We start from the raw sequence: 25,787 nt of genomic DNA on the forward strand, positions 1-25,787 counted from the left end.
CGGAACACATATGGCCCTCGGCTTCATCAAAAAAGTCTTCTCCTTTGGCAAGGACAAGGCCGACACGGACAGGCAGGACGCCGATGTCGCGGTTGAAAAGGCCAATGAGAATGCGTCGTTCGAAGATGTCCTGATCGAAGCGGAGGCGCACGCGCCCTTGGCCGACGATCCGGTTTCCTCTCTTGAGATGGAAACCGCAGGCGGGCCTGCCCCTGATGATGTGAGCGCCGACGGGAAAGCCGAACCAGACGAAGAGGACGATGCCTCGCTTTTGCCCGGCCCTGAACAGGTTGGCGATATGGGCATGGTGCCCCTGTCTCTCTTGCAGGCCGAAGCCGAGGCTGAAGCGCTGCCCGTAACGGAAATGCAGGAGCTGGCTGATCCGGACGCGCCACTCGACACTTTGGCCATGGATGCCTTGCTGGACGAGGCAGAAGCGGTAACGGCCACAGAGGTGACCGAAGCCTCCGCTGCACCTGTTCTGCCCAAGGGCTTTGCCTTGCCAAGCGCGCGCGTCGAGCCTGTCGAAGCTGAGCCGGAGCAGAAACTGTCCTGGTTCCAGCGCCTGCGCGCTGGCCTCTCGCGCACGTCCATGCAGCTCACCAGCCAGATTTCGGCTCTCTTCACCAAGCGCAAGCTGGATGAAGACACGCTGGACGAGCTGGAAGACCTGTTGATCCAGTCCGATCTTGGTCTGGAAACGGCCATGCGCATCACCGGTGCATTGTCTTCTGAACGTTACGGCAAGGATGTCAGCGGCGAAGATGTGGCCCGCATCATGGCGGGCGAAATTACCAAGGTTCTGACACCGGTCGCCAAGCCGCTCGAGCTTGATCTTTCGCACAAGCCGCATGTCATTCTCGTGGTTGGCGTCAATGGCACAGGCAAGACCACAACCATCGGCAAGCTGGCGGCCAAGCTGTCCGGCTCGGGCCTCAAGGTCATGCTGGCGGCAGGCGATACGTTCCGCGCCGCGGCCATCGAGCAGCTGAAGATCTGGGCGGATCGTACCGGATCCGAGTTCATCGGCACCAAGCTGGGCGCGGATGCCGCTGGTCTTGCCTATGATGCCTTTGAGCAGGCGCGGGCGAAGAAATGCGATGTGCTGATCATCGATACGGCCGGGCGCTTGCAGAACAAGACCGAGCTGATGGACGAGCTGGAAAAGATCGTGCGCGTGCTGGGCAAGCTCGATCCCGACGCGCCGCATACGGTTTTGCAGACGCTGGACGCGACGACCGGACAGAATGCCCTCAACCAGGTGGAGATTTTCCGCAATGTCGCGGGTGTGTCCGGCCTGATTATGACAAAATTGGATGGCACGGCGCGGGGCGGTATCCTCGTCGCCATCGCAGCCAAGCATAAATTGCCGGTGTATTTCATCGGCGTTGGCGAAGGTGTTGATGATCTGGAGCCATTCGAGGCAGAAGATTTCGCCAAGGCGATTGCGGGAGTGTGACGATGGACGTGGAAAGCAATCAGCGCGAAAGCGAAAAAATGGTCCGTGAGATCAGCCCGCTTTTGAAGTTCGTTCTGGAGCTTGGGCCGCTGGTCGTGTTCTTCTTTGCCAATTCCCGTGGCGAGTGGCTTGCAAAGACATTTCCTGTGTTGACCGAATTCGGCGGCCCGATCTTCATCGCAACCGGCCTGTTCATGATTGCGACGGCTGCTGCGCTGACCGCCTCATGGATATTGACGCGCACCTTGCCAATGATGCCGCTGATCTCAGGGATCGTCGTTCTCGTTTTCGGTGCGCTGACGCTCTACCTGCAAAACGACACTTTCATCAAGATGAAGCCGACCATCGTCAACGCGCTGTTTGGCGTCATCCTGCTGGGCGGTCTGCTGTTTGGCCAGTCGTTGCTGGGTTATGTGTTCAATTCGGCCTTCAAGCTGAATGACGAGGGCTGGCGCAAGCTGACATTCCGCTGGGGCTTCTTCTTTCTGTTCCTCGCGGTTCTGAATGAAGTCGTGTGGCGCGGATTTTCTACCGATACATGGGTGGCGTTCAAGGTGTGGGGCACGATGCCCATCACCATTCTTTTCACCATGGCTCAGATGCCGCTCATCATGCGTCACTCGCTTGAGCCTTTGATGAAAGACAAGAAATGATATCTGCGCCGATGCATGGGGGCCGTTCCTCCGCCCATATTTGGTTTGGGGTCGCTGCCGCTATTCTGGTTCTGCAGATCGTCATTCTCTACGTCATGGGGCGCATTCCCATTTGCGAATGCGGTTATGTGAAGCTGTTTGAGCCCGGCGTGAACACGCCCGGCAATTCCCAGCATCTGGCTGACTGGTATACGCCGTCGCATATCATCCACGGCTTTCTGTTTTATGGTCTGGCGTGGATGCTGTTTCGTAAGCAGCCGATATCCATGCGGCTTTCCTTCGCGGTGCTGATCGAGGCTGCGTGGGAGCTTCTGGAAAATTCACCCATCATCATTGATCGCTACCGCACCGCGACGATGGCGCTGGGTTATAGCGGCGACAGCATCTTGAACTCGGCCATGGATACCGTTTTCATGGTGCTCGGTTTCTTCTTTGCGATGCGCGTGCCGGTCTGGCTGACCATCCTTGTCGCCATCGTCTTCGAGATTTTCACCGGCTGGCTCATCCGCGATAATTTGACCCTCAATGTGCTGATGCTGGTCACGCCTATCGATGCCATCAAGGAATGGCAGAACGCCGTTCCGGCTGGTTGATCGCTCAGTCTCCAGCAGCAGCCTTTTCGATGGCGGGAATGATCTCGCGCTCATAGGTCGCGACGTCGATGGGGCCGACCTTCTTGTAGACGATGGTGCCTGCCTGATCGACCAGATAGGTCTCGGGAATGCCGTAGACACCCCAGTCTATGGCTGCCTTGCCGTTCGGATCGATACCGATGGCGGCATAGGGGTTTCCGAGTTCGCCCAGAAACCTGACGGCATTGTCTGATTTGTCCTTGTAGTTGATGCCAACCACATTCAGGCGCTCATCCTTGGCCAGTTCTTTCAGCATCGGGTGTTCCTGCCTGCATGGCACGCACCAGGAGGCAAAGACGTTGACGAGGGTGAGCTTGCCGGTAACGGCGGCATCCGTGAGTGCCGGAACATCGGCGCCCTCCAGCGGCGGCAAGGACAGCGACGGCGCCTTGGTGTTGATCAGTGCCGAGGGAATGGCGCTGACGTCGAGACCGTTCACATCCTGCTCATAGAGCATCTTGGCGGCAATGGCTGCAAAGCCTGCAAAGGCCAGCAAGGGCAGCAGCGCCAGAATATAGCGCGCCTTCTTGCCCGAAGATGCGTGAGCGCCCTGTGTGTCTTTCGTCATGGTGCTGGTTGCTCCACCTTGGCCGGGCGTGCCCGGCGGCGGATGCCGGAGGCTTCCAGCTGCGCCATTTCACGTTTGCGGGCGCGACCATCAAGCACAATCCAGCCAATTAGAGTTGCGACGATGAGCCCGGTCAAACCATAGGACATGCCGATATAAAATGCGTGGCTCATGGCTTGGCTTTCTCCCGGCTGGCGAGACGCGCTGCGATCCGCCGCTGTGCGGAGACGCGCCTGCGCCAGATTTCATTGCGCATGGCGGCGAGATGCAGCGTGAAAAACAGCAGGGTAAAACCAATGGCCATGGTCAACAGCGGCCACAAAAATTCCGGTGCGATGGCCGGGCCGTCCAGACGCAGGACACTCGCTGGCTGGTGCAGCGTGTTCCACCACTCTACCGAAAACTTGATGATGGGGATGTTGACGAAACCAACGAGGATCAGAACCGCACTGACACGGGCGGCTTTGGACGGATCATCCATGGCCTTGTTGAAGGCGATGAGGCCGAGATACATCAGAAACAGGATGAAAACGGAGGTGAGCCGCGCGTCCCACACCCACCATGTGCCCCACATGGGTTTTCCCCACAGCGAGCCGGTGACGAGTGCAATCAGCGTGAAGGCAGCGCCGATGGGCGTTGCCGATTTATGCGCGACATCTGCCAGCGGGTGTCGCCAGACAAGGGTGCCGATGGCAGACAAGGCCATGACGGTATAGCACATCATGGAAAGCCAGGCGGCGGGCACGTGGACATACATGATGCGCACCGTGTTGCCCTGCTGGTAATCGCTGTCGGTGGTGAAGGCCATGTAGAGGCCAGCGGCCAGACAGAGGGCGGAAAGCCCTGCCAGCCATGGTAAAATGCGAGCGGCCAATGCCAGAAACCGCGTCGGGTTTGCAAGGTCGCTAAACTTGGTAATGGCAAGGCTCGTATCGCTCATGGCGTCTTTCTACAATGAGACCGGGATTGCGGCAATTGATCCTTATCAATCCATGGAGCTGCGCAGTGCCAAAGCGGCGAAGAACGGCCCCACGACCGATGAAAAAAGCGTGATTGCAATGAGAATGAGGAAGGGTGGCATGAAGGGCGATGGGTCCTGAACCGCCGCATAGGATGCGCTGACACCGAAGATCAGCACGGGCACAGCTAAAGGCAGCACGAGGATGGACACCAGAAGCCCGCCTCGCGGCAGCGCCACGGCCACGGCCGCACCGACGGCCCCGATGAATGTGAGCGCCGGTGAGCCCACCAGAAGGGTCAGCATGACAGCGCCGATGGCGACTTCGCTCATATTCATGAACAGGCCTAGCAGCGGCGAAGCGAGCACCAGCGGTAGGCTAGTTGCTGTCCAGTGCGCCAGGCATTTGACCAGAACGGTCAGCACCAGCGGCGTTTCCTGCATGAGAATGAGGTCGAGCGATCCATCGTCGCGTTCTGCCTGAAACAGCCTGTCGAGGCCGAGCAGGGCAGCCAACAGCGCGCCGATCCACACGATGGCCGGACCGATCCGCGAGAGCAGATTAAGGTCCGGGCCGACCCCGAAGGGGATGACGGCAACGATGGTCATGAAAAACAGCACGCCAATGAGCGCGCCGCCGCCAGCCCGGATAGAGAGTTTCAGGTCGCGCATAAAAAGGGCGATCATGCTGCGCTGCTTTCGAGAGGACCAATCGTTAACCCGGCAATGACGTGTGGAAAAAGCAAACTCACCATGCCTCCTCCACCCCCGCAAAGCCGGTCATTCGCAATTCCTGCGCATGTTCCAGCCCCAGTGGCTGGTGGGTGGCTGCAACGGCCATGCCACCTTTTGCTAGATGGGTCTTCACCAGTCCGGTGAACATGAGATCGGCGCTTGCATCGAGTGCTGCGGTCGGTTCATCCAGGATCCAGATTGGCCGCCATGCGACAAGCAGCTTGGCCATCGCGAATCGGCGCTGCTGACCGGCGGACAGATATCCGAAAGGCAAGTGGGTAATGCTGGCGAGGCCAACTGCTTCTGCGGCCTCTTCGATATCAAGAGAGCTGCCGCCATCAAAATCGCCGAGAAATTTCTTCCAGAAATTGAGATTTTCGAAAACACTCAGATCCTGCTTCATCGCGTTGCGGTGGCCGAGATAGTGGCTTGCCTCGGAGGCGCGAACGTCTGTTTCAAGTCCTTCGCCGGCTATGGTCACGCTCCCTGCTTCGGGGCGCAAAAGGCCCGCAATTACGCGCAAAAGCGTCGACTTTCCAGATCCGTTCGGTCCAGTCAGAAGCATAGCCTGGCCAGAGCTTAACTTGAAGGAAACACTCATGAATATTAGATCTTCGCCACGACGGACGGCCAGATTTTCTGCTGTTAGCAGCATGGTGTCATCTCGTTTAAGATTTTAATCATCTCGTTGGCAAAAAAATCGATTTAGGTGTTTTTCCGGTCTGGCACGTTTCTCATAAATTATCTATATGGGTGTCAACCACGCCAGCGGTCGGCGTGATCATCATATAGCGCCGGACCAGAAGGTTGCGAAAGCAGCTTCTCGTGCGGACAGCGGAAATGACCGTACCCGCATCCTGATGTGCTTAAGTGCATTGGTGTCCGCACGCGCGTGTTGGCTATCAGAGGAAGCGGGGCATTATCCGTGGCTAAATCTCTAGACAGTTTCAATTGTCGTTCTGTGCTTACCGTTAACGGTAAGGACTATGTTTATTTCAGCCTTCCAAAAGCAGAAGCGAATGGCCTGACAGGCGTTTCCAAGCTGCCCTACTCCATGAAGGTTCTGCTTGAGAACCTGCTGCGCTTTGAGGACGGTCAGACCGTTACCAAGGAGCACATCACGGCTGTTGCAGACTGGCTGAACAACAAGGGCCTCGTTGAAAACGAAATCGCCTATCGCCCCGCTCGCGTTCTGATGCAGGACTTCACCGGCGTTCCAGCCGTGGTTGACCTTGCTGCCATGCGCGACGCGATGGTGGCGCTGGGTGGCGATCCCGAGAAGATCAACCCGCTGGTTCCTGTCGATCTGGTCATCGACCACTCCGTTATCGTTGATGAATTCGGCACGCCGACAGCATTCGCGCGCAACGTTGAGCTGGAATATGAGCGCAATGGCGAGCGTTACCGCTTCCTGAAGTGGGGCCAGCAGGCGTTCCAGAACTTCCGCGTCGTTCCACCAGGCACAGGCATCTGTCACCAGGTCAACCTTGAATATCTCGGCCAGACGGTCTGGACCAAGGAAGAAGACGGCGAAACCATCGCTTACCCGGATACATGCGTCGGCACCGACAGCCACACGACCATGATCAATGGTCTTGGCGTTCTGGGTTGGGGCGTTGGCGGTATCGAAGCCGAAGCGGCCATGCTTGGCCAGCCGGTTTCCATGCTTCTGCCTGAAGTCATCGGCTTCAAGCTGACAGGCAAGGTCAGGGAAGGCGTAACCGCCACCGACCTCGTGCTGACAGTCGTTCAGATGCTGCGCAAGAAGGGCGTTGTCTCCAAGTTCGTTGAATTCTTCGGCCCCGGCCTTGATTCGATGACGCTGGCCGACCGTGCGACCATCGGCAACATGGGTCCAGAATACGGCGCAACATGCGGCTTCTTCCCGGTTGACGGCGAAACCATCAACTACCTCACCATGTCTGGCCGCACCAAGGACCGCATCGCGCTCGTTGAAGCCTATTCCAAGGCGCAGGACATGTGGCGTACAGGCGACGGTGCCGATCTCGTCTTCACAGACACGCTGGAACTCGATCTCGGCGAAGTTGTGCCATCCATGGCCGGTCCAAAGCGTCCGGAAGGTCGCGTTGCGCTCGAAGGCATCGCATCCGGTTTTGCGGCTGCTCTGGAAGCCGACTACAAGAAGCCAGGCCAGCTCGACAATCGTTACCCTGTTGAAGGCACGGATTTCGATCTCGGCCATGGTGACGTGGCGATTGCCGCCATCACCTCCTGCACCAACACGTCTAACCCCTCCGTCTTGATTGCTGCTGGTCTTCTGGCCCGTAACGCCGTTGCCAAGGGTCTGACATCCAAGCCTTGGGTCAAGACATCGCTCGCACCTGGATCCCAGGTTGTCGGTGAGTATCTCGAAAAGTCCGGTCTGCAGAAGGATCTGGATGCGATCGGCTTCAACCTGGTTGGTTTCGGCTGCACGACCTGCATCGGCAACTCCGGCCCGCTGCCAGCACCGATCTCCAAGACCATCAACGACAAGGGTCTGATCACCGCTGGCGTTCTCTCCGGTAACCGTAACTTCGAAGGCCGCATCTCGCCGGACGTTCAGGCGAACTACCTTGCCTCTCCGCCGCTGGTTGTTGCTTACGCGCTGGCCGGCACGGTCCAGAAGGATCTGACGACAGAGCCGCTCGGCATGGGTTCAGACGGACAGCCGGTTTTCCTCAAGGATATCTGGCCGACATCTGCCGAAATCCAGGAATTCATCCTGAAATACGTTACGCGTGAACTGTACGAATCCAAATATGCTGACGTGTTCAAGGGTGATGAAAACTGGCAGGCTGTTCAGGTTCCTCCGGGCCAGACCTATGCGTGGGATGACAAGTCGACCTACGTTCAGAACCCGCCATACTTCGTGGGCATGGGCAAGACTGGCACAGGCCTGAAGAACATCAAGGGCGCACGCGTTCTCGGTCTCTTCGGCGACAAGATCACCACCGACCATATTTCCCCGGCCGGTTCGATCAAGGCAGCTTCTCCAGCCGGTGCATACCTTACCGACAATGGCGTGGGCGTTGCGGACTTCAACCAGTACGGCACGCGCCGTGGCAACCACGAAGTGATGATGCGTGGCACATTCGCCAACATCCGTCTTCGCAACCACATGCTTGGGCCAAATGGCAAGGAAGGTGGCTACACCATCCACTATCCGTCCAAGGAAGAGATGTCGATTTACGATGCGGCCATGGCTTACAAGGCCGAGGGCATCCCGCTCGTCATTCTTGCTGGCGTCGAATATGGTAACGGTTCTTCCCGTGACTGGGCTGCCAAGGGTACCAACCTGCTGGGCGTAAAGGCCGTGATTGCGCAGTCGTTCGAGCGTATTCACCGCTCCAACCTCGTAGGTATGGGCGTTGTCCCATTCGTCTTCGAAGACGGCACATCATGGGCCAGCCTCAACCTCAAGGGCGATGAAACCGTCGAGATCGATGGTCTCGAAGGCGATATCAAGCCACGCGAGAAGAAGATTGCCAAGATTACCTATGGCGATGGTACCGTGAAGGAAGTTCCACTTCTTTGCCGCATCGATACGCTGGATGAAGTGATCTACATGAACAATGGTGGCATTCTGCAGACCGTTCTTCGCGATCTGGCTGTATAATTCTTGCCGAATCATGAAAAAAGCGCCGGGAGAAATCCCGGCGTTTTGCGTATGATGATGGGGTATTCTGGTGAAGCTTGCTTCGTGATCGGCACTCACCCCATCGTTACTTTCTATTGAAGGGCCACTCGCGTTATTTTCGCCGGGCGTCCCGACAGGAATTGATAGCATCAATGGTCTGGAGACACGTCCAGACAAGGGTTCTTGCAATGTCGCTGAAATACGGGCCTGTTAGAGTTGGTCTTACCATGTGCGCCTTCGCAGCGATTGCCACGGTGCCCGCACTGGCGCAGCAGCAGGAGCAGATGAAGGGCGTTGTCGAGCTGTTCACCTCGCAAGGCTGCGCGTCCTGCCCACCGGCAGATGAGGCTCTGCGCAAACTCATCCAGAAGGGCGATGTGGTCGGCCTATCCTATCACGTCGATTACTGGAACTATCTGGGCTGGGCGGATTCGCTGGCATCCAAGGAAAACACAGAGCGGCAATATGGCTATGCCCGGGCTCTGGGCCGCAACAATGTCTACACGCCACAGGCTGTCATCAATGGTCGCGACCATGTCAAGGGCGCAGACATGAAGGCAATCGACAGCAGGCTGGATGCCTTCAAGCAGGCCGGGGAAGGCCTCAGTGTGCCCGTCAAGGCGAGCCGTGTCGATGATGAGATCGCCATCCAGATTGGCCCAGGTCAGGGCAAGGCCGACGTCGTGGTGGCTTATTTCAACCGCGAGAAGGTTGTCGACGTGCAAAAGGGCGATAATCAGGGCAAGACCATCTCCTACTGGCACAGTGTCTATGACGTGCAGACAGTGGGCATGTGGGATGGAACGTCCATGACGGTCAAGCTGCCCTCAAGCATCATGAGCAAGGCAAAGGACGGCGGCTGCGCCGTGCTTCTGCAGACGACCGATGCAAGCGGAAATCCCGCTGCGATCATTGGGGCCAGTGTTCTCATGACGTCGGGGGGATAGGTATCCGCTGAAAAGCGGTAAGATCCGATCCGGGCATTGGGGGCTGGGGGTAAAGGGTCAATGCACCGGACCGGGTCATGTTGGTGCCGAGGCATCAATTGACATTAGTCATATCCCACTCAAATCGGGCCATGATTTGACGGAAATAGGGCAATTTAAGATGTTCATCATGCCCTAATTATTACCGGCGCGCGTATCTTTCCCACCGCCATGCAAGGCTTGCATTTCCGCTTTCACGGCGTCAGACTGTCGTGAAATTGTCATTTGCTGTTGAGCGAGGTTGCCCAATGACAGATCAGCCGGATTTGGAGCGTAAAGGCCTGTCTCACAGAGATGGCGCATCCGTGGTCGATATCAGAGAGTACAGGCAGAGCAAGGATGTCTTGCCCATTACCTTCCACCGCCGTGAACTGGATGCGATATTGCGCATCTATGGACGGATGGTCGGCGAGGGGGAATGGCGGGACTATGCCATTGACCATTTGAAAGACAAGGCGGTCTTTTCCGTCTTCAAGCGCTCCGGCGAGATGCCGCTTTTCCGAATCGAGAAAAATCCCAAGCTCGCCTCCAAGCAGGGTGCCTATAGCGTCGTGAATGTGGATGGACGTATCTTGAAGCGCGGCCATGAGCTGGCGCAGGTGCTGAAAGTCTTCGACAAGGTCTTGAAGCTTATCGAGTGATTGTCAGGTTTGTGCATCCCACAAAAAAGGCGGCCCAGAGGCCGCCTTTTCTATTGGTTTCATCAAGACTTACTTGTCGCGGTTTCCGAGGAACTGCAACAGGAACATGAACAGGTTGATGAAGTCGAGGTAGAGGGTCAGAGCGCCCATGATGGCCTTGCGGCCAGCCGTGGCGACATCATCACCGTCAAAGTACATTTCCTTGATCTTCTGCGTGTCGTAGGCGGTCAGGCCTGCGAAGATCAGCACGCCGATGGCGGAGATCGCAAAGCCCATGGCAGACGACTGCAGGAAGATGTTGACGATGGACGCGATGATCAGGCCGAACAGACCCATGATCAGGAACGAGCCCATGCCGGACAGGTCTTTCTTCGTGGTGTAGCCATAGAGCGACAGCGCGCCGAAGGAAGCAGCCGTGATGAAGAACGTCTGGACGACGCTCTGGCCGGTATAGACCAGGAAGATCGACGACAGGGAAAGACCCATCAGCGCTGCGTAGCCCCAGAAGGTTGCCTGTGCGGCAGGAACGCTCATCTTCTGAATGCGGAAGCTCAGGAAGAACACCAGACCCAGCGGAGCGAGCATGACGACCCAGCGCAGAGGCGAGCCGTACAGGGCTGCACCAAGGCTGGTCAGCATCGTGCCGTTACCCATCGTGGCAACAGCTGCCGCAGGATCATTTGTGGTCGCCAGCATCGATGTGAAAAACGCTGCGAAACCTGTAATCGCAAGACCAACGGCCATCAGGTTATAAACCTTGACCATATAGGTGCGCAGACCTTCATCGATCATCGCGCCAGACTGTGCATGGCCCTGGGCCATACGGTTCTGGTAGTTGTTGAAGTCAGACATTGTTACCTCTTTTGAGCTCCGAAATTGCTACGGTGTCGGCATATCGTCGCTTTGAGACCATATCCCAGGCGCCGCTGCGGAGCTACAGCAAGCCTACCAAAGAATATGAGGATATCGCCGCGCGGATACAAGAGCTTTCAGATCCGAAAAAACACCGTATGCGCGAAATGCGATAACGTTTTGGCGATCAGAAACCTGATTTACCCGTTAAAGTTATGTGGCGCACAACTTTTCGGATCACTCCCCTGCCTGGCGAAGAACCGGGGCTGCTTTCTGGCCCAATATGCGCCACGTTCCGATAAGCCCGATACCAACCGTCATGATGAGGGCGATGACGATGGTGGCGATGGCGACATCCGGCAGGAAGCTCGACGGAAGCTTCATGATGCGGGCGATGACGAACCAGGCGGCGGCACCGCCAGCGGCAAGCGCGAAGATCGCCGTTGCCAATCCCAGGATCATATATTCATAGGAGAAGGCGCGGATGAGCATGGCGCGCGTTCCGCCCAGTGTTTTCAATATGACCGCATCGTGGGTTCGAGCCCGGTTTCCGGCAGCCAGCGCGCCTGCCAGCACCAGAACCGAAGCAATGAGAGCAACGGCCGCTGCCGCACGGATGGCGGTGGCCAGTTGGCCGACCAGACGGTTGACGACATCAAGCGCGTCCTTGACCCTGACACTGGTAATGGTCGGGTAGGCATTGGTGATGGTGCGAAGGATTTCGCCTTCCTGCGCGGGCGTTGCTGAGGGGTCGGCGAGTGTCGCCAGCCACGAATGTGGTGCGCCCCGGAACGTGTTGGGTGAAAACACCATGACGAAGTTGAGAGACAGGGATTCCCACTGCACATCGCGCAGATTGGCGATTTTTGCCGTGATGTTGCGACCGAGGACGTTCACGGTGACGGTGTCGCCGACTTTCAGGCCAAGCTCACCGGCCTCTTCCGCTGCGAAGGAAACAAGCGGTTCGCCGCTATAATCCTGCTCCCACCAGGTTCCGGCCGTGAGCTTTGCATTCTCAGGTATATCGGCAGAGTAGGTGATGCCCCGATCGCCCCTCAGCACCCAGCGGCCAGAAGCTGGCACGTCCATTTTTGTCACATCCTGACCGTTGAAGGCGAGGATACGACCGCGCAGCATCGGCACTTCGGTCAATAGGCCGTCCGGTGCCTCGCGTTTGACGAGGTCGCGGAAACCGTCCCGATCGGCGCTTTGAATATCGACGAAGAAGAAGTTCGGCGCACGTTCGGGCAGGCTGCCGGTCAATTCGCGTCGCAGATTGCCGTCGATTAGCGTCAAGGTGACAAGCAGCGTCAGACCGAGACCGAGCGAGAGAACGACGGATGGTGTCAGCGCGCCGGGTCGGTGAATATTGCCGATGGCAAGTCGCAGCGCTGCGGAGTGAACACGCGGGCTTCTTTTAGCCAGGGCCTTGATGCCCCAGGCCACGAGCCGCAGCACAACGAAAGCAAAGGCAACGGCACCCAGAAAGACGGAGGCGATGAAGCGCTCTTGCGAGGTGTAGATCGCAAGTCCGGCCAGCGCTGCCAAAAGCAGACCGGTGGCGAGGAGATAGGGCCATGTCGGCAGCTTGTTTTCGTCAAACCCCTGTTCACGAAACAGCGCCGTCGCAGGCACTTCGCGGGCCTGACCAAGAGGCAGAATGGCAAAGGCAAGGGTGGTCAACAAACCGAACACGGCAGCCATAAACAGCGGACCGGGATAGATCGCCAACTCATCCGGTACCGGCAACACGCCTTCCAGAAAACGCATGGCAATCAGCGGTGTGATGGCGCCCATGACCAGCCCGATGGCGATGCCGATAATGGCGATGAAGGCGATCTGGAAGAGGTAGGTCATCGTCACGACGCTCGCCGGTGCGCCGAGGCACTTCAGCGCGGCAATGGTCGAGCGTTTGGAATCGAGAAAGGCACGCACGGCATTGGCAACTCCCACGCCGCCGACGATCAATGCTGTGAGGCCGACAAGTGTCAGAAACTGTGAAAAGCGGTTGACGTTTTCCGTCAGAGACGGAGCGGCCCGGTCGCTGGTGCGGATCGACCAACCAGCGCTTGGAAACTCCCTGTTGGTGTCGTCGGTAACAGTCGCGCGCTTTGACGGGTCGTTGAGGCGGATTTTGTAAGCATGTTCCACAAGGCTGCCGCTCTGGATCAGGCCAGAGGCGTTAAGCGCTTCGCGGCTGATGAGAAGGCGCGGGGCAAAGCCGAAGCCATCCGACAGCGCATCCGGCTCTGTTACGACCGTGCCTGATAGTTTCAGGCGAACATTGCCGACGAGCAACTCATCGCCGAGCTTGATACCAAGCCTATCCAGAAGAAGGGGTGCCGCGACCGCGCCATAAGTCTCGCCCTGTTTTGCCAGGAGCTGCGAAAGCGGGGCCGCGGGTTGGGCCTCAAAGGTGCCGTAGAGCGGGTAGGCACCATCCACCGCCTTGACCTCGGTCAGGGTCTGCTGCGAACCATCGGCGAGCCGTGCCATGGAGCGTAAACCGGTTGATACGGCGACCTCGCCCAGCGCGTCGAGATAGGCGCGTTCCTGTTCAGAGGCTTCGCGGTTGCGAAGCTCGAAGCGCACGTCGCCAGCCAGTATTGACTGACCTTGCGTTACAATCGAACTGGTGACGGCGCGTGAGACGGAGTTGACCGCCGCAATGGCACCAGTGCCAAGCGCAATACAGGCGAGGAAAATGTAAAAGCCGCGCAAGCCCCCGCGAATTTCACGACTGGCAAGCCGCAATGCGTTGCGGATGTTGAACGGAGACGGAAGAGCACCCATCATTGTGAAACCGCCAGACTGGCGACCGTGGCGGCGCTATCGCTTTCGATCTGACCCGAGCGGACCTTGATCTGACGCGAGCAGCGGGCGGCAAGCGAAATGTCGTGGGTGACGAGGATCATCGTCATGCCGCGTTCGGCCTGCTTGGAAAACAGGAGGTCGGCGATCTGCCTGCCAGTATCGGTGTCCAGATTGCCGGTCGGTTCGTCGGCAATCAGCACGGCGGGCGAGGGGGCAAGCGCGCGAGCGATGGCAACGCGCTGCTGTTCACCGCCCGAAAGCTGGCCAGGATAATGGTTAAGCCGCTCCCCAAGCCCTACGGCTGTCAGCTCTTTCTTTGCAATCTCGAAGGGGTTGGCGACATTTGCCAGTTCCAGCGGCACAGCCACATTCTCAAGCGCCGTCATATTGGCGATGAGGTGAAAGGACTGGAAAACGATGCCGATATTGCGACCGCGAAATTCGGCAAGAGCGTCTTCACCCAGCTTGTGCAGCTCCGTTCCCGCAATTGTGATAGCGCCGCTATCGAGGCGTTCGAGCCCCGCAAGAACCATCAGAAGCGTCGATTTTCCAGAACCCGATGGCCCAACAATGCCAACGGCTTCGCCTTCATTGATGCTGAGATTGATGCTTTTGAGAACGTGAACGGAGGCGGCGGCGTTGCCGAGCGTGAGATCGGCCTTATCAAGATCAATGATGCTTTTCGTCACAATTCGCGTTCCTATATAAAGCTAAAGGGCAGTCCGGGGAGCAATCGGATTTTCGGTCAGTGCCAGACAAATTAGGAAGACCGCCATGGGTTTTAAAGCCGCTACCGCTCAATTCATCGTCATCAGCTGCGCTTTGTTGGCAGCCCCCTTCGCGCAGGCACAGGACAAGCCGGTCCAATTGGTCGGTTTCGGGGATAGTCTGATGGCAGGGTATCAGCTACCGCCCACCGATAGCTACACCGCCCAGCTAGAGACCGCGCTGAAGGCCAAGAACGTCAATGTCACCATTACCAATGCCGGTGTATCGGGCGATACGACATCTGGCGGTCTGGCGCGTGCCGAATGGTCTGTTCCTGACGGTACCGACGGTGTGATCCTCGAACTTGGTGCAAACGATGCCCTTCGCGGCGTTTCTCCAGATGAAACGGAAAAGAATCTCGAAGCCATGATAACCGGATTTCAGAAGCGTGATATCCCTGTCCTGCTGATCGGCATCATGGCACCGCCGAATATGGGCGGTAGTTTCGGCGAGCGCTTCAATGAGATTTACCCTCGCCTTGCGAAGAAGCATGGCTTGCCACTCTATCCGTTCTTTCTGGATGGTGTCGTGATGGATCAGAGCCTTCAGCTTGAGGACAGAATGCATCCCAACACCAAAGGCATAGCCGTGATGGTCGAGAAAACGCTGCCCACGGTCGAGGATTTCATAAAGGCTGTCAGCACGCAAAAAAAATAAGCGCTTGCGCCTGGCAGCTTTGCATGATTCGCTAGGGTTGTTCTGCCAAGAGATTCGGGGAGCTCGCCATGCCGAGACTGTTTACCGCCCTCGAAATTCCGCGCAATGCGGCCATGAGCCTTTCATTGTTGCGCGGTGGTCTGCCGGGTGCCCGGTGGATCGATGTGGAGAATTATCACATCACGCTCCGCTTTATCGGAGACATTGATGGTCGCACCGCTGACGAAGTCGTCAATCGGCTCGACCGGATCGACAGGCCGGAATTTCAGGTCAATCTGACCGGTATCGGCTCTTTCGGCTCCAAGAAGCCTCACTCCATCTGGGCCGGCGTTTCTCCCTCAGCCGAGATGAATGCGCTGCAAAGTGAGATTGAGCGCATGTGCCAGCGGCTGGGCCTTCCGCCTGATCCGCGCAAGTTTACCCCGCATGTCACGCTGGCGCGGCTTCGCCATTCAAGGCTTGACGATGTGGTGCATTACCTGTCCGGGCGCGGAGATTTCCGCACCTCCTCCTTCAACATCGGACGCTTCGTGCTGATGTCATCGAAGGAATCAGTCGGCGGTGGTCCCTATATCGTGGAAGAGGCTTTTCCCCTTCAGGAGGCGTGGCCAGTTTCCAGCCTGCCGATCAAGGACATGCAGCCGGAAAAAAGCATGGTGTAGACGGTCTGGAATCCGTCATCTCCACCATAATAGGGGTCCGGTACATTGGATCGATCGCCGGTGGCATAATCGCTAAACAGGTGCAGCTTTTGGGCATATTGCACCGGGCAGATTGCTGAAAGTCTGGCGAGGTTGTCCTCGTCCATCGCCAGGATGAGGTCGAACGATTCGAAATCGGACGGCTTTACCTGCCGTGCCTTTTGTCTGGTGATGTCGATACCATGACGTTTCGCGATCGCAACAGATCGTGGATCCGGCGCATTACCAACGTGCCAGGCGTCTGTGCCAGCGGAATCGATCACGATCCGGTGTGCAATCTGCTGCTTTTCAACAATATGTGCGAGGATACCCTGCGCAAGAGGCGATCGGCAGATATTTCCCATGCAGACAAAAAGGATGGCTGTCGGTTTCATCCTGTGTACTCCATATATGACGGGTGGCTCCACGGCAAAAACGATACCGAGAGCAATGTTGGATCGAAACAGGCCTTAATGATGAAAGGCAGCCCCATGCAATATCCTAAACTTGCCAAAGACGTGATCGAGACTGAGCTCGCCAAGCTGCAAGGCTGGTCGTTGCGTGAGGACGGTCTGGCCATCGTCAGGGCTTACAAGTTCGCCAATTTTGCGGAGGCCTTCGGTTTCATGGCTCAATGCGCGCTGGCGGCTGAAAAGCTCAATCACCATCCGGAATGGTCGAACGTCTATTCGCGGGTCAAGGTGTGCCTGACCACCCATGATTCTCAAGGGATTACCGAGCGGGACTTTCTGCTGGCGGGCGCCATGGAGAAGGCCGCACGCGGGCGCAGCGATTGAACCGCAAAAGCAATGTCTTATATGATCCTTCATGACCACAGGACACATGACCATGGATGATGTGAAGATTGGCGAGATCCTGCTGCCGGGTGACCCTGACCAGCAGGAGCAGGCCGAGCGTCAGGTGCGCTCCAAATTCTGGCCGAAGATGAAGCGCGTGGCCAGCAAGGTGCCATTTGCTCGCGATGCTGCTGCCGCCTATTATTGCGCAACGGACCGCGAAACGCCGTTTCGTGCCAAGGGCATTCTTCTGGCCGCCTTGGGCTACTTCATTCTGCCCATCGATGTCGTGCCGGACATTTTTGCCGTTGTCGGCTTTACCGATGACATCGCGGTTTTGACCGCAGCACTGGCCATGATCCGGGCCCATATCAAGATGGAGCATTACGATGCAGCCGATGCCGCCATCGCGCGGTTGGGCCAGGAGTAACGCCTCTGTGAACCGGTGTTTTCTGCCCATGAAGACGCTGACAAATTCTTGCCTGAATTCTTGTGTCTGTGCTCAGGACGCGTGCACGTCAGTGCGCCGTGGCCTGGCGCTGGGACCTGCCGACCTGTTACATCCCGATGCAAATATCGACTTTTAGCATTGGTGTTGACGGTTTGGTAACCGATCTTTAGCCAATATGAAGATGACGGACTTACCTAGCATCGGCCCGGCACAGCCGTTCGGCCAACTGGAAGACAATAACCCGGCAGGAAATTCAATGTTTGTAAGAAGTGTAGCAACCGCAGTCGCCATTTTGCTGACCAGTGTCAGCATAGCCTCTGCACAGTCGCCCACGCGCATCCAGCAGTTCAATGCATGGGGTGCCTATTCGTACAAGTCGGGTAACAGCACCGTTTGCTATGTTCTTTCGATCCCCACGACCAAGGAACCTGCGAGCGTTGATCACGGCGATATCTTCTTTATCGTTTCGCAGCGCCCGGGACAGAACATCTCCTATGAGCCCCAGGCCATGGTCGGCTACAGCCTGCGTGAAGGCTCCAAGGTCAATGTGACCATCGACAACAAGAACTTCGTGATGTTCACCAAGGACAAGGCCGCCTGGGTGGAAAATGCTGCAGAAGAGCCGGCACTGGTCGCAGCCATGAAGAATGGCAAGTCGATGACGGTCAAGGCAACGTCTGCTCGTGGCACCGCCACCAACTATGCCTATTCGCTGTCGGGCATCTCGGCGGCGCTGAAGCAGGTTGAAAGCTGCAAGTAAGCCTTTCTGGTTTCAGATTTCGCGATGGCCGGTCCTTGACCGGCCATTTGCGTTTTGGCTGTTTTGGTGCTAAAGGCGCGTCAACACAAACAGGTGGGTGCGCAAGACGTGCCTTGCCTTTGAATTTTCTCCACATGCAGACGACCACCCGCCGCTAGTTTCGCGCGGTTTCGCACTGCAATGGCTGATGGGATAAGACAATGTCCGTACTGGAAGCGACCGCCGGTCTGGCAATCAAGAGCCCGATTGTTGCCAATGCCGATCTCATGGACGGCAAGCCGTCATTGATTGGCATTACGCGGGAAGAGATGGCAGATGCGCTGATGGAAATTGGTGTGCCGCAGAAGCAGACCAAGATGCGCGTGAGCCAGCTCTGGAACTGGCTCTATGTGCGCGGCGTATCCGATTTCGACCACATGACCAATGTGGCGAAAGACCTGCGCGAAAAGCTGAAGGCACACTTTACCATTGCGCGGCCTGAGATCGTGGAAGAACAGGTTTCCAACGATGGCACCCGCAAATGGCTGATGCGCTTTCCGCCACGTGGCGCAGGCCGCCCGGTTGAAATCGAAACGGTCTATATTCCCGAAGAAGGACGCGGCACGCTGTGTATTTCGAGCCAGGTCGGCTGTTCGCTCACTTGTTCGTTCTGTCACACCGGAACGCAGCGTCTGGTGCGCAATCTGACGGCGGAAGAAATTCTAGCGCAGCTTCTGGTCGCGCGTGACCGTCTGGGTGATTTTCCCGACCGGGAAGCACCGCAGGGCACGATCATGCCTGCCGAAGGCCGCAAGGTTTCCAACATCGTGATGATGGGAATGGGCGAGCCGCTTTATAATTTCGAGCACGTGAAAACGGCATTGCTGATCGCCACCGATGGCGATGGCCTGTCGCTTTCCAAACGTCGTGTGACGCTGTCAACCTCGGGCGTCGTGCCGGAAATCTTCCGTACTGGCGATGAAATTGGTGTGATGCTGGCCATCTCGCTGCATGCGGTGCGCGATGAGCTGCGCGACATGCTGGTGCCGATCAACAAGAAATATCCGCTGAAAGAGCTGATCGAAGCTTGCCGCAACTATCCCGGCGTGTCGAATGCCCGCCGCATCACCTTTGAATATGTGATGCTGAAGGACGTCAATGACAGTCTGGAAGACGCCAAGATGCTTACTCAGCTCTTGAAGGGTGTCCCGGCCAAGATCAATCTCATTCCGTTCAACCCATGGCCCGGCACGAACTACCAGTGCTCCGATTGGGAGCAGATCGAGAAGTTTGCCGATTTCATCAATCAGGCTGGCTATGCTTCGCCGATCCGCACCCCGCGCGGGCGTGACATTCTGGCAGCCTGTGGTCAGCTGAAGTCTGAGTCCGAGCGCATGCGCAAGACTGAACGCATGGCATTTGAGGCGATGATGATCGCCAATCACGGCGCAGACGACGAATAGAACAAGAATTGATGGGTGCGCCCCGGTCTGCATGATTGATTTCGTATAAACGCTTTCTTAAAGAGGGCGGTAAAAGCGAAACATCAGGAGGAATACACCATGCGCGCACTCATTCTGGCACTTGCGACGGCGACAGCCCTTGCAGCCCCTGCCAAGGCAGAGGATGTCACCGTTGCCGTCACTGCCATCGTTGAGCATCCTGCACTGGACGCCGCGCGTGATGGCGTCAAGGCAGCACTTGCCGAGGCCGGATACAAGGAAGGCGAAAACCTGAAATTCGTCTACCAGTCCGCGCAGGGCAATCCCGGCACGGCTTCGCAGATCGCACGCCAGTTCGTGGGCGATGCGCCCAACGTCATCGTTCCCATTTCCACGCCATCGGCGCAGGCCGTCGTGGCCGCCACCCGTGATATTCCAATCGTCTTCACCGCAGTGTCTGATCCTGTCGGTGCGCAGCTGATCAAGTCCATGGACAAGCCCGGCCGCAATGTCACTGGTCTTTCCGACATGCTTCCGGTTGCGGAGCATCTGGCGCTGATCAAGGAAATCACCCCGAACGCCAAGTCCATCGGCTTCATCTACAATTCGGCTGAAGCCAACTCGGTGTCGACGCTTGAACTGTTGAAGACCGAAGCGGCGAAGGTGGGTTTGACGGTTGTCGAATCCGTCGCCACGAAATCTGCCGAAGTGCAGGGCGCGACCCGCGCATTGGTGGGCAAGGCTGACGTTATCTACGTGCCGACCGACAACACGATCGTTTCGGCTTTTGAAGCCGCAGCCGGTGTCGCAAGCGAAGCCAAGATCCCGCTTTTTGCAGCCGATACGGATTCCGTTGCCCGTGGCGCAGTTGCCGCTCTCGGCTTCAACTATTTCGATGTGGGCAAGCAGACGGGTGCGGTCGTCGTTCGCATTCTCAAAGGTGAAAAGCCCGGCGATATTCCTGCAACGCTGGCGGTCGGCACCGACCTCGTTCTCAACAAGAAGGCCGCTGCCATGGCAGGCGTGACCTTCCCTGAGAGCGTAACGAAGCGCGCAACCAAGATCATCGAGTAAGCCTGCTCAACCTCTCTCGCATCATGCTGAGGCGAGAGAGGTTTGCGGCCCCAATGGCAGTCTGATGACCGCTGAATTGCAGCCCTTCGCATGGAGGGCGACAACCCAAGGAATTCTACCGTGAGTCAAATCGCCTTCTGGGGTGCTGTCGAGTTGGGGCTGGTTTTCGCCTTTGTCGCTATCGGCGTTTACTTGGCCTTCCGCGTGCTCGATTTTCCCGATCTGACGGTTGACGGGTCGTTTCCGCTGGGTGCAGCCGTTGCTGCGGTGCTGATTGTCGCGGGCTTTAATCCCTGGGTCGCCACGGGCGTGGCCATGGTTGCGGGGGCAGCCGCCGGAATGGTGACGGCGGTGCTGAATGTCCGCTTCAAGATTCTCAACCTCCTGGCCTCGATCTTGACCATGATTGCGCTCTTTTCCGTCAATCTGCGGGTCATGGGCAAACCCAATGTGGCGCTTCTCAATCAGGACACCGTTATCGAGCCCTTCTATGGTCTGGGCATCTCGGATTATCTGTTGCGCCCGCTCTTCGTCGGCGTTCTGGTGGTGGTCGCTGTTCTCATCGTTTGGCGCTTTCTGGAAAGCGATGCGGGCCTTGCCATGCGCGCCACGGGTGCCAATGCCAGAATGGCGCGGGCGCAAGGCGTGAAGACCGGCAACCAGATCTATCTCGGCATGGCACTCTCCAACGCACTTGTCGCGCTTGGCGGCGCATTGTTTGCGCAGACCAACGGTTTTGCCGATGTGACAGCCGGTGTTGGCACCATCGTTGTCGGATTGGCCGCTGTTATCATCGGTGAGACGCTGTTTGGCTCACGCGGCATTTTGATTGCTCTGATCGGCTGCGTCTTCGGCTCCATCGCCTACCGGCTTGCCATTCAGCTGGCATTGTCGAGCGACTCGCTTGGCTTGAAGGCCTCCGACCTCAATTTCGTGACTGCGGTGCTGGTCGCCGTCGCGCTGATCTTGCCGCGCCTGCGCCGTGGAGGAGCATCGTCATGATTTCGCTTTCCGATATTCAAGTCGTCTTCGGACGCGGCACGCCGTTGCAGAAGCAGGCATTGGCAAAGATTGATCTGACGATTGAAAACGGCTCCTTCGTGACTGTCATCGGTTCCAACGGCGCCGGAAAATCGACCTTGCTGGGCGTGCTGGCGGGTGACGTTTTGCCAACCGCCGGTAAAGTCACAATTGGCGGCGTAGACGTCACGCGCAAGCCAACCGCCAATCGTGCCGGGCAGGTTGCCCGCGTGTTTCAGGACCCGCTTGCTGGGAGCTGCGGTGCCCTGACCATCGAAGAGAACCTCGCCCTTGCCGCCGCCCGTGGCAAGACACGCGGCCTTCTGCCAGCCCTTGGCGGTGGCAGGCGGGCTTTCTTCCAGGAGCGCATCGCATCGCTGAACCTCGGCCTCGAAAACCGCCTGAAGGACCGCATGGACCTCTTGTCCGGTGGCCAGCGCCAGGCCGTATCGCTGGTTATGGCAACGCTTGCCGGATCAGACGTTCTGCTGCTGGATGAGCATACCGCAGCGCTGGATCCCGGCATGGCTGAATTCGTGATGCAACTGACGCAGAAAGTGGTGGAAGAGCGCAAGTTGACGACATTGATGGTGACCCACTCCATGCGTCAGGCGCTGGATTATGGCGACCGCACCATCATGCTGCATGCTGGTGAAATCGTCCTCGATGTTTCAGGTGAAAGCCGCAAGGGCCTGCAGGTGGAAGACCTGATCGAGATGTTCCGCAATATACGCGGCCAGACGCTTGATGATGATGAGCTGTTGATCGGGTAATCCTGATGTCAGCCACGCCTGTGTGACGCCTTGCCTCCTGCTGCAAAACCGTGCCATTTTCGTGGGGTATTCCAGCAGGAGATATTCACTTGTTCAGACGCTCGTTCCTAACAGCCTTTTCGGCCGCGCTTTTTCTGCCAGTGCTGGCATTTTCAGCCGAGCTGCCGGACCTGAAAGGTCGGGAGATCGTGGTCGTGACCGAGAACGCCTATCCGCCGCTTCAATTTGTCGATCCAAAATCCGGCGATGCAATTGGCTGGGAATATGATGCGATGAACGAGATTGCACAACGGCTGAACGCCAAGGTTTCCTATCAGAACGCGTCCTGGGATGCGATGATTCCCGCTGTTTCGTCAGGGCAATACGATATCGGCATGACCGGCATCAGCATCAAGGACGAACGCAAGCAACAGGTCGACTTCTCCGATCCCTATATGCGGTCTGAAATGTTCATGCTCGTGCGCGCCGATGAGACGCGCTTTACCGATGCGAAGAGCTTTGCTGCGATGGATAAGGCTTTGGCGGGCGCGCAGGCGGGGACGACGCCGTTCTATACCATCATCTATGATGTGCTTGACGGTAACGAGCAGAACCCGCGTGTGAAGCTCATGGAAACCTTCGGGGCGACTGTGCAGGCGTTGAAAACCGGCGATGTCGATCTTGTTCTGACCGATGGCGTGGCGGGCAAGGGCTATGTCGATGCCTCCGGTGGCACGCTGAAGCTGATTGGTGGCCCGTTGGGTGGCGATGATTTTGGCTTTATCTTCAAGAAAGGGTCTGACTTATCCGCGCCGATCAATGCCGCGATTGCTGCCTTGAAAGCGGATGGGACCTTTGCCGCGCTCGATAAAAAATGGTTTCTGGACTACAAGCTTGGCGAATAAGTCATGCGTTCAAGCCGCAAAGGCAGTGGCGTGAGCGCCCGGACATCGTCTGCCGCCGAGGGTGACTTTCCCTGGTGGCTGGTGGCGATGGTCGGCATCGGATCGGTGCTCGCCATTCTGATCGCTATCAACGGCATCTACGCGCAGGTCTTCTCCACCGTCATCAAAGGTGTGGGCATGACGGTGTTCGTGACGCTGGTAGCATTTGCGCTGGCGTCAATGTCGGGTCTGGCGATTGCGATGCTGGGCATGGCTGACAGCATCATTCTGCGCCAGATATCCCGTTTCTACATCGAAACGATCCGCGGCATTCCCGTTCTCGTCGTGCTGTTCTACGTGGCTTTCGTGGGTGCCCCCGCGATTGTCGGCCTGATCAACTGGCTGATGACGCCGTTGATCCAGACCGGGTGGCTGGAGCCTGTACTGGTTCGGGATTTCTCCCTGACATGGCGGGCCATTCTGGCGCTGACGATCTGCTACGCTGCCTTTATCGCGGAAATTTTTCGGGCCGGGATCGAGGCGGTGGATCAAGGGCAGATCGAGGCTGCCAAGGCGCTGGGGCTTGGTCGCGCCCAACGTTTTCGTCTCGTCATTTTTCCGCAAGCGATCCGCACGATCTTCCCGCCGCTATCCAACGACTTCGTGTCGATGGTGAAAGACAGTTCGCTCGTCTCGGTTCTGGGCGTCATGGATGTGACGCAACTCGGGAAGGTCTATGCGGCAGGCTCGTTCCGGTTTTTCGAAACCTATTCGATTGTCGCCTACATCTATCTCATTCTGACCGTGGGTCTTTCGCTTGTGCTGCGGCGGGTGGAGAAATCCATGCGCCGCAGCCCGCACGGGTAGGCGTCAGAAGACTGAGCTGCCGTCGCTGGTCACATCTTTAACCAGCGACAGCAAGGGTTTGATCAGGCGCGGGCGTCTTGAGCTTTTGCCTGTTTTGCAATCATGCGACCGGCGATGATGACCAGCACACCAGCGACCGCAAGGCATGCCGACAGGAAGAACATCGGCGCGATTGTGCTTCCGGTTTCATCCTTGATCCACGGCACGACGTTCTGCGCCACGAACCCGCCGAGATTGCCGACCGAGTTGATAGCGGCAAGACCTGCTGCGGCACCCGCACCTTTGAGAAAGCGACCCGGCAGGCTCCAGAACACTGGCTGTCCGGCAAAGATACCGGCTGCCGCGATGCAGAGGAACGTGAACTGCACGACAGGCGTGGTGACAAGCGCCGACATCAAGAGGCAGAACGCGCCGATGAAGGCAGGGCCCACGATGAACGGGATCTTGCTCTGGGACCGGTCCGCTGCAGAAGGCACCACATAGAGCGCAATCGCCACACCGATCCAGGGGATGATGTTGATGAAGCCGTTGGTGGTGTTGGATACGCCGAAGCTTTTGACGATGGTGGGCAGCCAGTAGCTGAGGCCATAAGCCGCCAGTGGAAAGCCGACGAAGCAGAGCGACATGAACAGCACCTGCGGATTGATGAGCGCCTTGAAGCCGTTCTCGGCGCTTTCTTCCATATGGGAATTTTCAGATGCGATGCGGTCTTTCAGCCACGTCTTCTCATCCTGGGTCAGAAACTTGGCCTTTTCCGGTGTGTCGTCGAGATAGAAGATCGTGAAGATACCGGCGATCACGGCTGGGATACCGGTTGCGAGGAACACCCACTCCCAGCCAGCAAGACCCATGACGCCATCCAGATCAAGCAACATGCCGCCCAGCGGTGCACCGATGGCGTTGGCAAGTGCGCTGAAGATCATGAAGAGGCCGACCATGCGTCCGCGGTAGTCGCGCGGGAACCAGATGGTCAGCAGGTAGAGAACGCCGGGGAAGAAGCCCGCTTCACAGGCACCGAGCAGGAACCGCAGAATATAGAACATGGTCTGGCTGCTGGTGAATGCCAGGGCGATTGTGACCGCTCCCCACGAGATGATGATGCGGGCAAACCAGCGACTGGCGCCAAAGCGTGTCAGCAACAGGTTGCTTGGCACTTCGAAGATGAAGTAGCCGATGAAGAACAGCGATGCGCCCAGCCCATAGGCATATTCGCTCAAGCCCAGATCGCCCACCATTTGCAGCTTGGCATAGCTGACATTCTGTCGGTCGATATAGGCGATGAGGTAGAGCAGCCCCAAAAACGGCATCAGCCGCCAGGTGATTTTTGAAATTAGCGCCTTTTCAGATACCAAAACGTATCCTCCTTATGGCTGAACCAAAGCACAGCCTTGCGTGATCATGAGCCCCCGCCTTCACGACCACGTTATGGCATCGTGAACAGGTGCTGACAGTCCTAACGAATGAGAAGGCTGTTTTATCCACCTCTAATGGACGGCGAGCGGCGTATTTCTGCTCTGATGTCAATATTGCCGATGAATATCCGATCTGGTATGGAAGACGGATGGGATCAAAATTCGGGTGCCTCGCTCAGAACGTTTTCGTGCTGCAAGACCATAAGCGTCTGCCGGCACGCTTCTTTGCGCGCATTTCCGGCGCGCTCGGTGGTCGACTTACGATTGCCTGAAAGCTCTCTTGAGAGCTTGACCGTTTTGCTGCGA

The 25,787-nt window shown here is 57.5% G+C and carries 28 protein-coding genes; 18 read left to right on the top strand and 10 right to left on the bottom strand.

From position 1 onward, the window contains the following. Positions 1-10: 10 nt before the first annotated feature. The 3 genes from ftsY to ACQZ51_RS15490 are packed head-to-tail and all read left to right on the top strand — an operon-like array spanning position 11 to position 2,705. On the top strand, positions 11-1,459 hold the full coding sequence (gene ftsY, locus ACQZ51_RS15480; protein ID WP_448778511.1) for a signal recognition particle-docking protein FtsY: 1,449 nt from the start codon (positions 11-13) through the stop codon (positions 1,457-1,459). Positions 1,460-1,461: 2 nt separating this feature from the next. Beyond that, positions 1,462-2,112 (top strand): septation protein A, encoded by a 651-nt coding sequence (locus ACQZ51_RS15485; protein WP_448778513.1) that lies wholly within the window; start codon positions 1,462-1,464, stop codon positions 2,110-2,112. Then, positions 2,109-2,705 carry a DUF2585 domain-containing protein gene (locus ACQZ51_RS15490; protein WP_448778515.1) on the top strand — a complete coding sequence of 199 codons (597 nt, stop codon included), beginning with the start codon at positions 2,109-2,111 and terminating at the stop codon, positions 2,703-2,705. Before ACQZ51_RS15485 ends, ACQZ51_RS15490 begins: the two co-directional genes overlap by 4 nt. A 4-nt stretch (positions 2,706-2,709) precedes the next feature. Here ACQZ51_RS15490 and ACQZ51_RS15495 read toward each other — a convergent pair whose 3' ends face one another. From ACQZ51_RS15495 to ccmA, 5 genes are all read right to left on the bottom strand, one after another. Further along, positions 2,710-3,312 carry a DsbE family thiol:disulfide interchange protein gene (locus ACQZ51_RS15495; RefSeq protein ID WP_448778517.1) on the bottom strand — a complete coding sequence of 201 codons (603 nt, stop codon included), beginning with the start codon at positions 3,310-3,312 and terminating at the stop codon, positions 2,710-2,712. After that, positions 3,309-3,485: a heme exporter protein CcmD gene (gene ccmD / locus ACQZ51_RS15500; RefSeq protein WP_448778518.1), complete on the bottom strand. Its 177-nt coding sequence runs from the start codon at positions 3,483-3,485 to the stop codon at positions 3,309-3,311. Before ccmD ends, ACQZ51_RS15495 begins: the two co-directional genes overlap by 4 nt. After that, entirely contained in the window at positions 3,482-4,252 is a 771-nt protein-coding gene (locus ACQZ51_RS15505) for a heme ABC transporter permease (RefSeq protein ID WP_448778519.1), read from the bottom strand. Before ACQZ51_RS15505 ends, ccmD begins: the two co-directional genes overlap by 4 nt. A 45-nt stretch (positions 4,253-4,297) precedes the next feature. Then, on the bottom strand, positions 4,298-4,957 hold the full coding sequence (gene ccmB, locus ACQZ51_RS15510) for a heme exporter protein CcmB (RefSeq protein WP_448778520.1): 660 nt from the start codon (positions 4,955-4,957) through the stop codon (positions 4,298-4,300). A 61-nt stretch (positions 4,958-5,018) separates the two neighbouring features. Then, positions 5,019-5,660 carry a heme ABC exporter ATP-binding protein CcmA gene (gene ccmA, locus ACQZ51_RS15515; protein ID WP_448778522.1) on the bottom strand — a complete coding sequence of 214 codons (642 nt, stop codon included), beginning with the start codon at positions 5,658-5,660 and terminating at the stop codon, positions 5,019-5,021. 270 nt (positions 5,661-5,930) lie between these two features. Between ccmA and acnA the strand changes: the two genes are divergently transcribed. The 3 genes from acnA (at position 5,931) to ACQZ51_RS15530 (ending at position 10,272) form a co-directional block, all read left to right on the top strand. Beyond that, positions 5,931-8,624 carry an aconitate hydratase AcnA gene (gene acnA / locus ACQZ51_RS15520; RefSeq protein ID WP_448778524.1) on the top strand — a complete coding sequence of 898 codons (2,694 nt, stop codon included), beginning with the start codon at positions 5,931-5,933 and terminating at the stop codon, positions 8,622-8,624. A 248-nt stretch (positions 8,625-8,872) separates the two neighbouring features. After that, the gene (locus ACQZ51_RS15525) at positions 8,873-9,592 is read left to right on the top strand and encodes a DUF1223 domain-containing protein (protein ID WP_448778779.1); all 720 of its coding nucleotides are present in this window, start codon (positions 8,873-8,875) and stop codon (positions 9,590-9,592) included. Positions 9,593-9,879: 287 nt separating this feature from the next. Then, positions 9,880-10,272, top strand: coding sequence for a DUF2794 domain-containing protein (locus ACQZ51_RS15530; protein WP_448778526.1), 393 nt, complete (start codon positions 9,880-9,882; stop codon positions 10,270-10,272). Positions 10,273-10,341: 69 nt separating this feature from the next. Here the strand turns inward: ACQZ51_RS15530 and ACQZ51_RS15535 are convergent, their stop codons facing one another. The 3 genes from ACQZ51_RS15535 to ACQZ51_RS15545 all read right to left on the bottom strand — a co-directional run bounded on the left by ACQZ51_RS15535 (position 10,342) and on the right by ACQZ51_RS15545 (position 14,627). After that, complete coding sequence (locus ACQZ51_RS15535) at positions 10,342-11,124, bottom strand: Bax inhibitor-1/YccA family protein (protein ID WP_448778527.1); 783 nt, start codon at positions 11,122-11,124, stop codon at positions 10,342-10,344. A gap of 237 nt (positions 11,125-11,361) precedes the next feature. Next, positions 11,362-13,920 carry an ABC transporter permease gene (locus ACQZ51_RS15540; protein ID WP_448778529.1) on the bottom strand — a complete coding sequence of 853 codons (2,559 nt, stop codon included), beginning with the start codon at positions 13,918-13,920 and terminating at the stop codon, positions 11,362-11,364. After that, a complete protein-coding gene (locus ACQZ51_RS15545; RefSeq protein ID WP_042615700.1) occupies positions 13,917-14,627 on the bottom strand; it encodes an ABC transporter ATP-binding protein in 711 nt (236 codons plus the stop codon). The genes ACQZ51_RS15540 and ACQZ51_RS15545 overlap by 4 nt, the downstream gene beginning before the upstream one ends. Positions 14,628-14,712: 85 nt before the next feature. On the opposite strand from ACQZ51_RS15545, the gene ACQZ51_RS15550 reads away from it, so the two are divergent. Next, complete coding sequence (locus ACQZ51_RS15550) at positions 14,713-15,363, top strand: arylesterase (RefSeq protein ID WP_448778531.1); 651 nt, start codon at positions 14,713-14,715, stop codon at positions 15,361-15,363. Positions 15,364-15,431: 68 nt separating this feature from the next. Further along, a complete protein-coding gene (gene thpR / locus ACQZ51_RS15555; RefSeq protein WP_448778532.1) occupies positions 15,432-16,025 on the top strand; it encodes an RNA 2',3'-cyclic phosphodiesterase in 594 nt (197 codons plus the stop codon). Here thpR and ACQZ51_RS15560 read toward each other — a convergent pair. Next, complete coding sequence (locus ACQZ51_RS15560) at positions 15,959-16,438, bottom strand: low molecular weight protein-tyrosine-phosphatase (RefSeq protein ID WP_448778533.1); 480 nt, start codon at positions 16,436-16,438, stop codon at positions 15,959-15,961. The two genes, thpR and ACQZ51_RS15560, sit on opposite strands and share 67 nt — an antisense overlap. Before the next feature lie 96 nt (positions 16,439-16,534). On the opposite strand from ACQZ51_RS15560, the gene ACQZ51_RS15565 reads away from it, so the two are divergent. The 9 genes from ACQZ51_RS15565 (at position 16,535) to ACQZ51_RS15605 (ending at position 24,069) form a co-directional block, all read left to right on the top strand. Next, positions 16,535-16,840: a 4a-hydroxytetrahydrobiopterin dehydratase gene (locus tag ACQZ51_RS15565; protein WP_192065247.1), complete on the top strand. Its 306-nt coding sequence runs from the start codon at positions 16,535-16,537 to the stop codon at positions 16,838-16,840. Between the two features lie 52 nt (positions 16,841-16,892). After that, the gene (locus ACQZ51_RS15570) at positions 16,893-17,270 is read left to right on the top strand and encodes a YkvA family protein (protein WP_448778781.1); all 378 of its coding nucleotides are present in this window, start codon (positions 16,893-16,895) and stop codon (positions 17,268-17,270) included. Positions 17,271-17,547: 277 nt separating this feature from the next. After that, positions 17,548-18,051, top strand: coding sequence for an invasion associated locus B family protein (locus tag ACQZ51_RS15575; protein ID WP_448778534.1), 504 nt, complete (start codon positions 17,548-17,550; stop codon positions 18,049-18,051). Between the two features lie 266 nt (positions 18,052-18,317). Further along, positions 18,318-19,493: a 23S rRNA (adenine(2503)-C(2))-methyltransferase RlmN gene (gene rlmN / locus ACQZ51_RS15580; protein WP_448778783.1), complete on the top strand. Its 1,176-nt coding sequence runs from the start codon at positions 18,318-18,320 to the stop codon at positions 19,491-19,493. Positions 19,494-19,592: 99 nt separating this feature from the next. Then, positions 19,593-20,546: an ABC transporter substrate-binding protein gene (locus ACQZ51_RS15585; RefSeq protein ID WP_448778535.1), complete on the top strand. Its 954-nt coding sequence runs from the start codon at positions 19,593-19,595 to the stop codon at positions 20,544-20,546. Positions 20,547-20,666: 120 nt separating this feature from the next. Beyond that, positions 20,667-21,548, top strand: coding sequence for an ABC transporter permease (locus ACQZ51_RS15590; protein ID WP_042615697.1), 882 nt, complete (start codon positions 20,667-20,669; stop codon positions 21,546-21,548). Then, entirely contained in the window at positions 21,545-22,339 is a 795-nt protein-coding gene (locus tag ACQZ51_RS15595) for an ABC transporter ATP-binding protein (protein ID WP_448778536.1), read from the top strand. The genes ACQZ51_RS15590 and ACQZ51_RS15595 overlap by 4 nt, the downstream gene beginning before the upstream one ends. 89 nt (positions 22,340-22,428) lie before the next feature. Then, positions 22,429-23,223, top strand: a complete 795-nt coding sequence (locus ACQZ51_RS15600; RefSeq protein ID WP_448778537.1) for a transporter substrate-binding domain-containing protein — start codon at positions 22,429-22,431, stop codon at positions 23,221-23,223. A 3-nt stretch (positions 23,224-23,226) separates the two neighbouring features. After that, a complete protein-coding gene (locus ACQZ51_RS15605) occupies positions 23,227-24,069 on the top strand; it encodes an amino acid ABC transporter permease (RefSeq protein ID WP_448778538.1) in 843 nt (280 codons plus the stop codon). Between the two features lie 62 nt (positions 24,070-24,131). Here ACQZ51_RS15605 and ACQZ51_RS15610 read toward each other — a convergent pair whose 3' ends face one another. Next, a complete protein-coding gene (locus tag ACQZ51_RS15610) occupies positions 24,132-25,421 on the bottom strand; it encodes an MFS transporter (RefSeq protein ID WP_448778539.1) in 1,290 nt (429 codons plus the stop codon). 209 nt (positions 25,422-25,630) lie between these two features. Between ACQZ51_RS15610 and ACQZ51_RS15615 the strand changes: the two genes are divergently transcribed. Further along, positions 25,631-25,753, top strand: a complete 123-nt coding sequence (locus ACQZ51_RS15615) for a hypothetical protein (protein WP_042615584.1) — start codon at positions 25,631-25,633, stop codon at positions 25,751-25,753. Positions 25,754-25,787 lie beyond the last annotated feature (34 nt).

This window comes from Agrobacterium sp. CG674 (assembly GCF_053521645.1).